The organism is Micromonospora sp. NPDC047670, from assembly GCF_043204915.1.
Lineage (GTDB): Bacteria > Actinomycetota > Actinomycetes > Mycobacteriales > Micromonosporaceae > Micromonospora.
On the sequence record NZ_JBIDDA010000002.1, the window covers coordinates 431,484 to 444,093 of the forward strand.

Sequence of the window (12,610 nt, forward strand, 5' to 3'; positions counted from 1 at the left end):
CCGAATCACGTCGATGCTGATCGTCCACCGCTCCGGTGTGCCGTCGGCGTGGGCCTGCGCTGCGGCGAGGATCCGATCCCACGTGCCATCGGCGGTCCAGCGGCAGCCGCTCGTGGCAGGAATTCCGCGGCCCGAAGCGTTCCGGCAGGGTCCTCATCGCCGCCAGCATCCGGCTGCCGTGATCGACAACTAGTTGCTGCGTTTGCTGGCGCCGAGGGCAGCCTGCTCCACTCGCTGGCGGTAGTCCAGCCACCAGGACTCCTCGGCGGGGGGCAGGTTGTCGTTCGTGGGCAGCAGCCCGGCCGCGCCGTCGACGAGTTCGCGCACGACGTCAGCGTGGCCGGCGTGCCGTTGTGTTTCCGCGAGGACGTGGACGAGTACGTGGTGCAACGTGACCGCTGCACCGCCCCACCACGGCACGCGGCCGACCTCGTCCAGTGCGAGGGCCTCAATGGTGGTGTCGGCGTGGGCGCTCGCGCGACGGTACAGTCCGACGATCTCCTCGCGGGTCTCATCCGCGGTCGCCCACATGTCGGCGTTGGTCTCCGCTCCGTCGCCGACGAACGGCAGCTCCTGCTCGAACGGTCGGCCGAACACGACGCCGAAGTAGAGGATCTCCATGGCCGCCGAGTGCTTCACCAGACCGAGCAAGTTGGTCGCGGTCCGGGTCAACGGACGCCGAATATCGTATTCGCTGAGCCCGTCGAGCTTCCACAGCAGCGCGTCACGGCCGCCCCTCAGGTAACTGTGCAGGTCTGCCTTCATCGCGGCACTATGGCATCCGGTTGGTGTCGGCGCTGCCCTGGACGCTCCACGGAGCTCATGATCGGCAGGAGGCGCCCCAGGCGGGTACCTCGCCCCGGCGGGTATCCCGGCCGGTACCCCGGCCTCGTCCGGCATCCGCTCGGCGTCAGCCGACACGCGCTCGCCCCGGCCGGCACGCTCCTCCTCGTCGGGCACGGGCTCCGCCCTGTCACTCTCCAGCCGTGCACCGCATCCGGGGAAGATCTTGGTAGGAAAGTGCCCCCAGAGGGGCCGTTTCCTACCAAGATCTCTCGCGGCCTCGACCGCCTCGCGGCGTCGCCGTCCCGGCGGATGGGGCGGGTCAGCGGGGGAGCAGGGTGGCCGCGGCGTCGGCGAGCAGGGACCACGCCTCGTCGACGTGGGCCTCGGTGGTCTGCGGGGAGCCGACGGCCAGGCGCAGGGTGTACCGGCCGTTGACCCGGGTGTGCGTCAGGTGCACCCGGCCCGTGGCGTTGACCCGGGCCAGCAGCTCGGCGTTGACGTCGTCGTCCGCGCGCAGCCGGAAGCAGACCAGCGAGTACGGGTGCGCCCCCACGAGCGCGAACCGGTCGTCGGCGCGGACCCGGTCGGCGAACCGGGCGGCGAGCGCCACCCCGGACCGGATGTGCGCCCGCAGCCCCTCGACGCCGTACCAGCGCAGCACGAACCAGAGCTTCAGCGCGCGGAACCGCCGGCCGAGCGGCACCTGCCAGTCCCGGTAGTCGATGACCGCGCCGGACTCGGTGGCGGCGTTGCGCAGGTACTCCGGCAGCACGGACAGCGCCTCGATCAGCTCCGCCGTGTCCGCCACCCAGAACGCGTCGCAGTCGAAGCCGGTGAGCAGCCACTTGTGCGGGTCGAAGCAGTACGAGTCGGCGTACTCCAGGCCGGCGTGCCCGAACCGCAGCTCCGGGCAGACCGCCGCGGCCCCCGCGTACGCGGCGTCGACGTGCAGGAAGATCCCGTACTCGGCGCAGATCGCGCCGATCTCCGGCAGCGGGTCGATCGCGGTCGTGGACGTGGTGCCGACGGTGGCCACCACGATCGCGGGCACCACGCCGGCGGCCCGGTCCGCCTCGATCGCCGCGCGCAGCGCCGCCGGGGACATCGCCTGCGTCTCCGGGTCCACCTCGACCGGTCGTACGCCGTCGGCGCCGAGCCCGGCGATCCGCGCGGCCTTCTCGATGGAGGAGTGCCCCTGGGTGGACGCGTAGGCGCGGTAGCGGCGGTCGACGCCGACCTCGCGCCACCGCCCGCCGCCGGCGCGGTGCAGCGCGACCAGGGTCGCCACCAGCGTCGCCGAGGACGCCGAGTCCTGGATCACCCCGCCGCCGCCCGAGCCGGAGCGGAACCGCTTCGGCAGGTCCAGCAGTTCGGCGAGCCAGTCCAGCATCACCGTCTCCAGTTCGGTGCACGCGGGACCGGTCGCCCAGAGCATGCCCTGCACGCCCAGCCCGGAGCTGACCAGATCGCCCAGCACGCTGGGTCCGGAGGTGTTGGCGGGGAAGTAGCCGAAGAAGCCGGGGTGCTGCCAGTGGGTCAGCCGTGGGGTGACCAGCGTGTCGAGGTCGGCGAGGACGGCCTCCACCGGCTCGCCGTGCTGCGGCGGGCCGGCCGGCAGCCCGGCGGCCACCGCGCCGGGCGGCTCCGGGGAGGTCACCGGGCGCTGCTCCACCGTCGCCCAGTAGTCGGCGATCCAGTCCACCACGGCGTGCCCGGCGCGTCGGAACTCGTCCGGGGTCATGTGCTCAGCCACGTCCCTGAGTCGATCAAGAATCCGGGTCGGCGGCAAGGCGACGGCGGATTGTGCCGAGAAAGCGCTTGCCCTAGCATCGCTGGTGCGCGGAGCCATCCTGTGCCGACGTCGATCACCCGCGTCGGACCACCGCCGCCAGCGCGGCGTACGCCTCCCGCCGGCCCGGGCAGGCCGACGGCGACCGGCGGCCGCGCGTCCGACCTCCCCGGAGGATCGTCCCATGCCCGTCATCCCCCGCCGCGTCGCGCTCGTCGCCGCGGGCGCCGCGGCCACCCTCGTCGCCGGCGCGCTGCCGACCCTGACCGCCGCGGCGGCCGCCACCGCCTGCCGCGTCGACTACCGGATCACCAGCCAGTGGCCCGGCGGTTTCGGCGCCGACGTCACCGTCACCAACCTCGGCGACCCGCTCGCCGGCTGGACCCTGACCTGGTCCTACGCCGCCGGCCAGCAGGTCGGCCAGGCGTGGAACGCCGTCGTGTCCCAGTCCGGCGCGCAGGTCAGCGCCCGCAACGTCGACCACAACGGCGCGATCGGCACCGGCGGCACCGCCGCCTTCGGTTTCACCGCCTCCTGGGACGGCACCGCCAACCCCGCCCCGGCGAGCTTCGCCCTCAACGGCACGGCCTGCACCGGCGCCGCCCCCACCAGCGCCCCGCCCACCAGCGCCCCGCCGACGACCCCGCCCCCGACGACCCCACCGCCCGGCGCGAAGCAGATGGAGGACCTCGACCGGGGGCTGGTCAGCGTCCGCTCCGGCACCGGGAACCTGGTCTCCTGGCGGCTGCTCGGCACCGAGACCTCCGGGGTGTCGTTCCACCTCTACCGCGACGGCACCCGGGTGAACAGCGCGCCGATCACGGGCGCCACGACCTGGCTCGACGCCGGGGCGGCCGGCGGGGCGTCGTACACCGTGCGGGCCGTCGTCGGCGGCGTGGAACAGGCCCCCTCCGCGCCGGCGCTCCAGTTTCCCGCCGGCCACCTCGACGTGCCGCTGCAGGTGCCCGCCGGTGGGGTCACCCCGAGCGGGGAGAGCTACACCTACGCCGCCAACGACGCCAGCGTCGGCGACCTCGACGGCGACGGCCGCTACGAGTTCGTGGTCAAGTGGGAACCGTCGAACGCCAGGGACAACTCGCAGTCCGGCTACACCGGCAACGTCCACGTCGACGCGTACACCCTGACCGGCGCCCGGCTGTGGCGCATCGACCTGGGTCGCAACATCCGCGCCGGGGCCCACTACACCCAGTTCCAGGTGTACGACTACGACGGCGACGGCCGCGCCGAGGTGGCCATGAAGACCGCCGACGGCACCCGCTCCGGCACCGGCCAGGTCATCGGCTCCGCGACGGCGGACCACCGCAACTCCGGCGGCTACGTCCTCACCGGCCCGGAGTACCTGACCATGTTCGACGGGCGCACCGGCGCGGCGCTCTCCACCGTCGACTACGACCCCCCGCGCGGCACCGTCTCCTCCTGGGGCGACAGCTACGGCAACCGGGTCGACCGCTTCCTCGCCGCCACCGCCTACCTCGACGGGCAGCGCCCCTCGCTGGTGATGGCCCGCGGCTACTACACCCGCGCGGTCATCGCCGCCTGGGACTTCCGCGACGGCACCCTGCGCAAGCGGTGGACCTTCGACTCGAACGCCTCGGGCAACGGCGCCGCCGCCGGCCAGGGCAACCACAACCTCTCGGTCGCCGACGTCGACGCCGACGGCCGGCAGGAGATCGTGTACGGCTCCGCCACGGTCGACGACAACGGCCGCCTGATGTACGCCACCGGCCTCGGCCACGGCGACGCCCTGCACGTCGGCGACCTCGTCCCGCACCGCGCCGGCCTGGAGGTCTTCACCATCCACGAGTCCGGCAGCCAGCCGGCGGCCGACCTGCACGACGCCCGTACGGGTCAGGTCGTCTGGCAACGGCCGAACAACGGGGGAGCCGAGGGCCCCGGTCGGGGCGTCGCCGCCGACGTCCACGCGGGCAGCCCCGGCGCCGAGTTCTGGGGTGCCGGCACCCACATGGACAACCTCTACGGCACCACCGGAGCCACGGTCGGGCGCAGGCCGTCGTCGGCGAACTTCCTCGTCTGGTGGGACGGCGACCCCGTCCGGGAACTGCTCGACGGCACCCGGATCGACAAGTACGGCACCGGCGGCGACACGCGCCTGCTCACCGGCAGCGGAGTGGCGGCCAACAACGGCACCAAGTCCACCCCGGCGCTCTCCGCCGATCTGTTCGGCGACTGGCGGGAGGAGGTCGTCTGGCGCAGCAGCGACAGCCGGACCCTGCGCGTCCACGCCACGCCCGCACCCACCGACACCCGGATCCACACGCTGATGCACGACCCGCAGTACCGGGTCGCGGTCGCCTGGCAGAACACCGGCTACAACCAGCCCCCGCACCCGGGCTTCTTCCTCGGCGACGGGATGCCCACCCCGCCCGCACCGAACGTCTACCTGCGCTGAACCCGCCCGGGTGACCGGCCGGGACCGCGTCCCCGCCCGGCCGGCGCTCGCGCGAACCGCCGACGGGGACAGGCACCGGGCCGCGGCCGCGGAATCCGCACAGCCGCGGCCCGGTGCCCCACACCGCGGCATCCCCGACCCGTCCCGACCGGAGATGCCGTACCACCACCGGGGACAAACCTAGGCGGCCCGCGCGTCTCCCCGGTGACGGCGACGTGAAGATCGTGTTTCAGCCGTTCCGGCGCAGGCCACCGGCCACCTTCGCCGCGATCAGCTCGTACGAGCGCACCCGGTCGGCCACGTCGTACACCAGCGTGGTCAGCATCAGCTCGTCCGCCCCGGTGCGCGCCAGCAGCTCGCCGAGCTGCCGCCGTACCGTCTCCGGCGACCCCATCGCCTGCCCCTCGCGGCGCTGCCGCACGAACTCCCGCTCGATCTCCGTGTACGGGTACGTCGCCGCCTCGTCCGGCGTCACCAGCGGCCCCGGACGACCGGAGCGCAGCCGCAGCAGCGACAGCGCGCTCGGCCCCGCCAGCCACTCCGCCCGCTCGTCGGTGTCCGCGCAGACCGCGTTGACCGCCACCATCGCGTACGGCTCGGCGAGCCACCGCGACGGCCGGAAGCTCTGCCGGTACAGCGCCAGCGCGGGCAGCGTGTGCTGGGAGCTGAAGTGGTGCGCGAACGAGAACGGCAGACCCAGCGTCCCCGCCAGCTGGGCGCTGAACCCGCTGGAGCCGAGCAGCCAGATCGCCGGCTGCTGGCCGCGACCGGGGGTGGCGGTGATCGGGCCCGGCCGCTCGCCGTCGAAGTAGTTCATCAGGTCCGCCAGCTCGCGGGGGAAACCCTCCGCCGACAGCCCCTCCATCGTCCGGCGCAGCGCCAGCGCGGTCACCTGGTCGGTGCCCGGGGCGCGCCCGATGCCCAGGTCGATCCGGCCCGGGTGCAGCGCGTCGAGGGTGCCGAACTGCTCGGCCACCACCAGCGGCGCGTGGTTGGGCAGCATCACCCCGCCCGAGCCCAGCCGGATCGTCGACGTGTGCGCCGCCAGGTGCGCGAGCAGCACCGCCGGCGCGGAACTCGCGATCCCCGGCATGTTGTGGTGCTCGGCCACCCAGAACCGGTGGTAGCCCAGCTCCTCGGTGCGGCGGGCCAGCTCGGTGGTGTGCCGCAGGGCCTCGCCGGCCGTGGCGCCGGCCGCGACCGGGGCAAGGTCAAGAACAGACAGCGGTACGTTGATCACACAGCTGGCCAACCCGCCCGGCCCCCGAATTGTTCCCCGGGGCAACCAAGGCCACGTCGCGGTCTGCCGCTCAGCCCTGGCCCCGGGCCTGCTCGAAGATCAGGCTCGTCTGGGTGTGCTGCACCGCCGGGTCCACCGCCAGGTGATCCAGCACGAAGTCCCGCAACGCGTCCGCCGACGCGGCGCGCACGTGCAGCACGTAGTCCTCCGCGCCCGCCACGTGGAACACCGACACCACCCCCGGCAGCCGCACCGACCGGGCCCGGAACGCGTCCACCACCGCGCGCTCGTGGGCGGTCAACCGCACCGACACCAGCGCCTGCAACGGCAGCCCCACCGCCGCCGGGTCCACCTCCGCGTGGAACCCCCGGATCGCCCCGCACTCCCGCAGGGCGCGGGTCCGGGTCAGGCATGTCGAGGGGGCCACGCCGACCCGCTCGGCGAGGGCGTTGTTCGGCAACCGGCCGTCGGCCGCCAGCTCCGACAGGATCGCGCGGTCGGTGTCGTCCAGGGCCGCGAACCGCCGCACATCATTCGTCGCAAGGGACATGGAGACATCCTCCATCGAATCGGCAGGCCATCGAAAGTAATCTTACCGAATCATCTTCGGATCACTTGCCGTGTGCCGACGCTATGTTCGATCCTTCCCGCATGACGACCGTGGACACCCGAGCCGTGCACGCCGGCCGCGACGACCTCGCCGCCCTGGGCGTCCACGTGCCACCCATCGACCTCTCCACCACCAATCCGCTGCCCTCGGTCGACGCGGGCGGCGACGCGTACGAGACGCTCGCCACCGGGGGCACCCTCCCCGCCGGCGGCAGCGCCGTCTACCAGCGCCTGTGGAACCCCACCGTCGCCCGCTTCGAGACCGCCCTCGCCGACCTCGAAGGCGCCACCGACGCCGTCGCCTTCGCCAGCGGCATGGCCGCCCTCACCGCGACCCTGCTCGCCGCCACCCGGGACGGGAAGCGCCACCTCGTCGCCGTCCGCCCGCTCTACGGCGGCACCGACCACGTGCTCGCCACCGGTCTGCTCGGCACCACCGTCACCTGGGCCCGGCCCGACGAGGTCGCCGCCGCCGTCCGCCCCGACACCGCCCTGGTGATCGCCGAGACCCCCGCCAACCCCACCCTCGACCTGGTCGACATCGCCGCCCTCGCCCGGGCGGCCGGTGACGTCCCCCTGCTCGTCGACAACACCGTCGCCACCCCCGTGCTCCAGCGGCCCACCCGTCACGGGGCCGCCCTCGTGCTGCACAGCGCCACCAAGAGCATCGGCGGACACGGCGACGTCCTCGCCGGCGTCGTCGCGTGCGACACCGACTGGGCCGCCCGGCTGCGCCAGGTCCGCGCGCTCACCGGCGCGATCCTGCATCCCCTCGGCGCGTACCTGCTGCACCGCGGCCTGCAGACCCTGCCGGTGCGGGTCCGCGCCCAGCAGGCCGGCGCCGAGAAGCTCGCCGCCTGGCTCGCCAACCATGCCGCCGTCACGCGGACGCACCACCCGTCGCTGCACGATCCCGCCGGGCTCGTCGGCCGGCAGATGGCCGGCCCCGGCAGCCTCCTCGCCTTCGAGGTACGCGGCGGCGCGCCGGCCGCGGCCGCCGTCGCCAACGCCTGCCAGCTGATCACCCACGCCGTGTCGCTGGGCGGCGTCGACACGCTCATCCAGCACCCGGCGTCGCTGACCCACCGCCCGGTCGAGGGCGAGGCCAAGCCCGCCGGCGGGCTGCTGCGCGTCTCCGTCGGCCTGGAGGACCCGGAGGACCTGCGCGTGGACCTGGCGCGGGCGCTCGCCGAACTCGGCTGAGCCGGCGCCTCCGCGCGCCCGGCAGCTCGGCAATTCCACCCCTGCGAGCCGAAGCCAGCCGGGTCGGGCGGGCAGCCGGTCGCGCGGCGGTGGCCCGCCCCTCCGACGAGGCCGAACAGCCGGGGATTCCGGCGGGCGGGTCAGGACTTCGGGCCGACGTGGCGGTCGAGGGTGGCGACCGCCTCGCGGCGCGCGACCGACAGGGAGTTGCGGCGGTTCATCCGCCAGGCGACCCCGAGCAGGTCGAGCGCCCACTGGCAGAGGCCCATGATGTCGGCCGACTCGTTGACGAACATGTAGCGCGGGTAGACGTACTCCTTGCCGCGCACCTTCACCCGGTTGCTGATCCGGCACCCGTCGGAGTGGAAGAGGCCACGGGCGAAGTCGCCGGGATGGGCGGTGACGATCTCCCGCTGCCAGTCGGTGAGGACGATCCGGCGCTCGTGCTTCTTGCCCGGCCCGTGTTGAGGAAACAGGCAGGGCCAGTGCGTGCCGTAGCTCTGCACGGAAACACAGCCCTGCTGCGGCACCCGCTGGACGGCAGCCGCCAGAACCGTGCGCATCGCCGCGTCGCACGCGTCGATCAGGCCGGGCCACGCGCTGTCGCATGCCACTCGCAGCACCGGCACCCGGGCGGTCGACACCAGGTAGCCGTCACCCAGGTAGAGGCCGAGCAGGAAGCTGTATGCCTGGGCCTGGGTCCGATTGTCGACGCCGGGACGGCAGCGGAAGCAGCGCAGCGCCGTGCCCCGGACCGGAGCCTCGGGTCGGCGGCACCACTCCCACACGGTGCGGTAGGGAAGCCCGACGGCGCGGGCCGTCTCCGCGACCGTCGCTCCCGAGCGGTGGACCTGGTGCGCCCGTGCGCGAACTTCCGGTGGATGCACGCCGACGAGTTTGGTGTGTACGTGCGACAGTTTCGGTGCCCCCGGTGGGATTCGAACCCACACTGTCGGAGGTTTGAGCTCCGCTTCTCTGCCAGTTGGAATACGGGGACTTCGCCACCCCACGCTGTGGCGGCGCCACATAGGTTACCCACTACGCTAGGCACGACGGTACCCGGACCGGCGGGTGCCGGGAACAGAGTGGTGGGAGTGGCTCGTGGCCGAGACGCAGACGGACGCCGAGCGCAGGCGCGTACTGATCGCCGAGGACGAGGCGCTCATCCGGCTGGACCTCGCCGAGATGCTGGTCGAAGAGGGCTACGAGGTGGTCGGGGAGGCCGGTGACGGCGAGACCGCCGTCCGGCTCGCCGAGGAGCTGAAGCCCGATCTGGTCATCCTCGACATCAAGATGCCGATCATGGACGGGCTGGCCGCCGCCGAGCGGATCGCGGGCGCCCGGATCGCCCCGGTGATCATCCTGACCGCGTTCAGCCAGCGCGACCTGGTGGAGCGGGCGCGGGCGGCCGGCGCGATGGCGTACCTCGTGAAGCCCTTCCAGAAGAGCGACCTGGTGCCGGCGGTGGAGATCGCGCTGTCCCGCTACTCGGAGATCGCCGCCCTGGAGGCGGAGGTCGCCGGGCTGACCGACCGGCTGGAGATCCGCAAGACCGTCGAGCGCGCCAAGGGCGCGCTGATGACGACGTACGGGATGACCGAGCCGCAGGCGTTCAAGTGGATCCAGCGCACGGCGATGGACCACCGGATGACCATGAAGGAGGTCGCCGAGCGGATCCTCGCCGAGACCGCGGGCGGCGAGGTCGCGCAGCCGGCCTCCTGACGCGGCGCGACACGCCGGGATCGGCGTGCGGGGGCTCCGCGCCGGGCCGGCCGATCGATAACATCTGATCCCATGCGGATCCGGCGGTTGGTGGCGGTGCTGGGTGTGCTCGCCGTTGTGTCGGCCGGCTGCGACCGGGCCCCGGCGGAGCCCGCCGACGAGCCGCTGCGCCCGCAGTGGCAGGCGCTGAGCCTGCCCGCGCCGCCGGGCGCGGCCGGTCGGCCGCTGCTGCGCGACGCCGTGGCCTGCGACGGCCGGTGGTATGTGGTGGGCGGGCTGGCCGACGCGGCGGGGGAGACCCGGCCGGCCGCCTGGAGCAGTGCCGACGGCGCCTCGTGGTCGGCGCTGCCGGTGGCGGCGTCGAGCTTCTACGGCCGGCAGCACGTGCTGTACGCGGCCGCCTGTCGGGGGGACCGGTTGGCGGCGCTCGGGGCGAAGAACGGCGGCGTGCACGGCAACCCCCGCACGGGCACCTGGGCGCTGGAGCCGGGCGGCGCGCTGCGGGAGGTGCCGGCCCCGTTCGAGCTGTACGCCGGGCCGCGGGCGGTGAGCGTGGCCCGGTTGGCGGCGGGGCCGGCGGGTTGGTTGATCGCGGGGGCGCGGGTCGACGGGGCGGCGGTCTGGACGTCCGCGGACGGCGGGCGGTTCGCCATCCGGGAGGGCGTGCCGGAGCTTGCCGGCGACGGGCGCGGCCGCACGGTGGCGTACGACGCGGTGGCCGTGCCGTCGGGCTGGTGGGTGGTGGGGGCGGTGCTGCCGCCGGGCGCGACCGCGCTGGCGCCCCTGGCCTGGTCCTCGGCCGACGGGCGGGCCTGGCGGCGGGTGGCGCTGCCGGTTCCGGACGGGCGTGGTCAGGCGCAGCGGGTGGCGTCGGTCGGCGACGGCGCCCTGGTGGCGGTGGGTCCGGTGCGCGACGGGTTCGCGGCCTGGCGGCTGGCCGGCGGTGAGTGGCGGCGGGTCGGCGGGTTCGGCGGGCCCGGGCCGGGGGTGTCGTCGGTCGACGGCCTGGTGGCGGCCGGGCGCGGTCTGGTCGCGGTGACGGGGGACGGCGGCGGTCACGGACTGTGGTACTCGGCCGATTCGGGGGATTCGTGGCGGACGATGGCGATGCCCGGCGCGGTGCCGGACGGTGGGAACTCGGCGGTGTCGGTGGCGGCTCGGGGAGATCGAATGCTGTTGGTCGCCGATGACGGTCGGGAGTCCCGGGCCTGGTGGATGGGGTTGCCGACCATCGATCGGTAGGGGGTCGCCGGGCGCTGGCCCGTTACCGACGAAACGAAGGTGAAAGGCTTTCACGGCCGACGGTTCTTACAGCGATCGTTTCCAATCCGCCACGGCGTGTAACGGTTCGGTCAACCCGCTCCCCTGGGGCTTTCATCACAGCTGACAGGTGGGATAGCGTCCGGCCCCAGACCGGCGACGACGGTCTGGTTCGTCCGCCCCCGCAAGGGCCAATAGGCAGCGGGTGGTTCGGACCATGGGACGGAGGAGGGTTCGGGCCTTGAGGCAGAAGCTCGCGCGCGTTATCGGTGGGGTGGCCATGCTGGCGCTCGTCGCCGGCGGCACCGCATGCTCCAGCGGTGGCGACGACACGGCGTCCGGCGGCGACGCCTGTGGCAGCAAGATCGCGTTCTTCGGTGCGCTGACCGGCAGTTCGGCGGCGCTCGGCATCAACGAGAACAACGGCGTCAAGCTGGCCGTCGACAAGTACAACAAGGAAAACGCCAACTGCAAGGTCGAGCTGGTCTCCCTGGACTCGCAGGGCAGCCCGGACCAGGCCCCGGGTCTGGCCCAGAAGGCCATCGACGACACGAAGATCCTCGGCATCGTCGGCCCGGCCTACTCGGGTGAGTCCGAGGCCGCCGGCCCGCTGTTCAACGAGGCCGGTCTGGTGACCATCACCCCCTCCGCGACCCGCCCGAGCCTGGCGGAGCAGAAGTGGAAGACCTTCTTCCGCGCGGTCGGCAACGACTTCAGCCAGGGCCCCGCGGCCGGCAACTACATCAAGAACGTGCTGAAGGCCGACAAGGTCTACGTCATCGACGACCAGTCCGCGTACGGCGCCGGCCTGGCCGACGAGGTCAAGAAGCTGCTCGGCCCGGCGGTCGTCGGCTCGGACAAGGTCCAGGGCGAGGGCAAGCAGACCGAGTTCTCCGCCGTGGTCACCAAGGTCAAGGCCGCCGGCGTGAAGGCGATCTTCTACGGTGGCTACTACCAGGAGGCCGGCCTGATCCGCAAGCAGCTCACCGCTGCCGGGGTCACCGCGCCGCTGGTCGCCGGTGACGGCGTGAACGACGCCGCGTACATCACCTCCGCCGGTGCGGCGGCGGCCGAGGGCACCATCCTCACCTGCCCGTGCCAGCCGGCCACCGAGGCGCGCGGCACCTTCGCCCAGGAGTACAAGGCCCTCACCGGCACCGACCCGGGCACCTACAGCGACACGGCCTACGACGCGGCGAACATCCTGCTCGCCGGCATCAAGGCGGGCAAGACCACCCGTGAGGGCCTGCTGGAGTTCGTGAAGGGCTACAGCGGCGAGGGCGTCGCGGCGAGCTACAAGTTCGTCGAGAACGGCGAGCTCGACCCCGCGCAGGTCAAGGTCTGGGCCTTCAAGGTCCAGGGCGGCAAGGTCGTCCCGGACCAGGAGATCCCGAAGTCCTGACGCCGGTCGCTGCTACAGCGATTGAGTTGTGATCGCGGGTGGGGGCGGGGGGGCGCGCCCCGCCCCCCCCCCCCCCCCCCCCCCCACCCACATGTATAGGACCAACCCTTTTAAAAGACCCCCACTTTAAAAACAAAGGAGAAAACACAACCACCCCCCAGACACCCG

At 73.3% G+C, this 12,610-nt stretch carries 10 protein-coding genes, 1 tRNA gene and 1 pseudogene; 5 read left to right on the plus strand and 7 right to left on the minus strand.

Going from position 1 to position 12,610, the window contains the following annotated elements; genetic code table 11:
- Positions 1-5 precede the first annotated feature (5 nt).
- The 3 genes and pseudogenes from ACGF7U_RS06600 to ACGF7U_RS06610 all read right to left on the minus strand — a co-directional run.
- A pseudogene (locus ACGF7U_RS06600) lies at positions 6-157 on the minus strand (IS5/IS1182 family transposase); the annotation flags it as partial.
- 32 nt (positions 158-189) lie between these two features.
- Positions 190-765: a DinB family protein gene (locus ACGF7U_RS06605; RefSeq protein ID WP_393103637.1), complete on the minus strand. Its 576-nt coding sequence runs from the start codon at positions 763-765 to the stop codon at positions 190-192.
- A gap of 340 nt (positions 766-1,105) precedes the next feature.
- Positions 1,106-2,539 carry a pyridoxal phosphate-dependent decarboxylase family protein gene (locus ACGF7U_RS06610; protein ID WP_393103639.1) on the minus strand — a complete coding sequence of 478 codons (1,434 nt, stop codon included), beginning with the start codon at positions 2,537-2,539 and terminating at the stop codon, positions 1,106-1,108.
- Between the two features lie 220 nt (positions 2,540-2,759).
- Between ACGF7U_RS06610 and ACGF7U_RS06615 the strand changes: the two genes are divergently transcribed.
- Complete coding sequence (locus ACGF7U_RS06615) at positions 2,760-5,006, plus strand: cellulose binding domain-containing protein (protein ID WP_393103641.1); 2,247 nt, start codon at positions 2,760-2,762, stop codon at positions 5,004-5,006.
- 229 nt (positions 5,007-5,235) lie between these two features.
- On the opposite strand, the gene ACGF7U_RS06620 is transcribed toward ACGF7U_RS06615, so the two are convergent.
- On the minus strand, positions 5,236-6,246 hold the full coding sequence (locus ACGF7U_RS06620; protein WP_393103643.1) for an LLM class flavin-dependent oxidoreductase: 1,011 nt from the start codon (positions 6,244-6,246) through the stop codon (positions 5,236-5,238).
- 70 nt (positions 6,247-6,316) lie between these two features.
- The gene (locus ACGF7U_RS06625; RefSeq protein WP_393103645.1) at positions 6,317-6,796 is read right to left on the minus strand and encodes an Lrp/AsnC family transcriptional regulator; all 480 of its coding nucleotides are present in this window, start codon (positions 6,794-6,796) and stop codon (positions 6,317-6,319) included.
- 83 nt (positions 6,797-6,879) lie between these two features.
- On the opposite strand from ACGF7U_RS06625, the gene ACGF7U_RS06630 reads away from it, so the two are divergent.
- Positions 6,880-8,058, plus strand: a complete 1,179-nt coding sequence (locus ACGF7U_RS06630) for a trans-sulfuration enzyme family protein (protein ID WP_393103647.1) — start codon at positions 6,880-6,882, stop codon at positions 8,056-8,058.
- A 140-nt stretch (positions 8,059-8,198) separates the two neighbouring features.
- On the opposite strand, the gene ACGF7U_RS06635 is transcribed toward ACGF7U_RS06630, so the two are convergent.
- The gene (locus tag ACGF7U_RS06635; protein WP_393103649.1) at positions 8,199-8,945 is read right to left on the minus strand and encodes a transcriptional regulator; all 747 of its coding nucleotides are present in this window, start codon (positions 8,943-8,945) and stop codon (positions 8,199-8,201) included.
- A gap of 36 nt (positions 8,946-8,981) precedes the next feature.
- Positions 8,982-9,055 (minus strand) — tRNA-Leu (locus ACGF7U_RS06640).
- 104 nt (positions 9,056-9,159) lie between these two features.
- On the opposite strand from ACGF7U_RS06640, the gene ACGF7U_RS06645 reads away from it, so the two are divergent.
- The 3 genes from ACGF7U_RS06645 (at position 9,160) to ACGF7U_RS06655 (ending at position 12,442) form a co-directional block, all read left to right on the plus strand.
- Complete coding sequence (locus ACGF7U_RS06645; protein WP_043969321.1) at positions 9,160-9,780, plus strand: ANTAR domain-containing response regulator; 621 nt, start codon at positions 9,160-9,162, stop codon at positions 9,778-9,780.
- 72 nt (positions 9,781-9,852) lie between these two features.
- Positions 9,853-11,022, plus strand: a complete 1,170-nt coding sequence (locus ACGF7U_RS06650) for a hypothetical protein (RefSeq protein ID WP_393103651.1) — start codon at positions 9,853-9,855, stop codon at positions 11,020-11,022.
- 259 nt (positions 11,023-11,281) lie between these two features.
- A complete protein-coding gene (locus ACGF7U_RS06655; protein ID WP_393103653.1) occupies positions 11,282-12,442 on the plus strand; it encodes a branched-chain amino acid ABC transporter substrate-binding protein in 1,161 nt (386 codons plus the stop codon).
- The last annotated feature ends 168 nt before the right edge of the window (positions 12,443-12,610 follow it).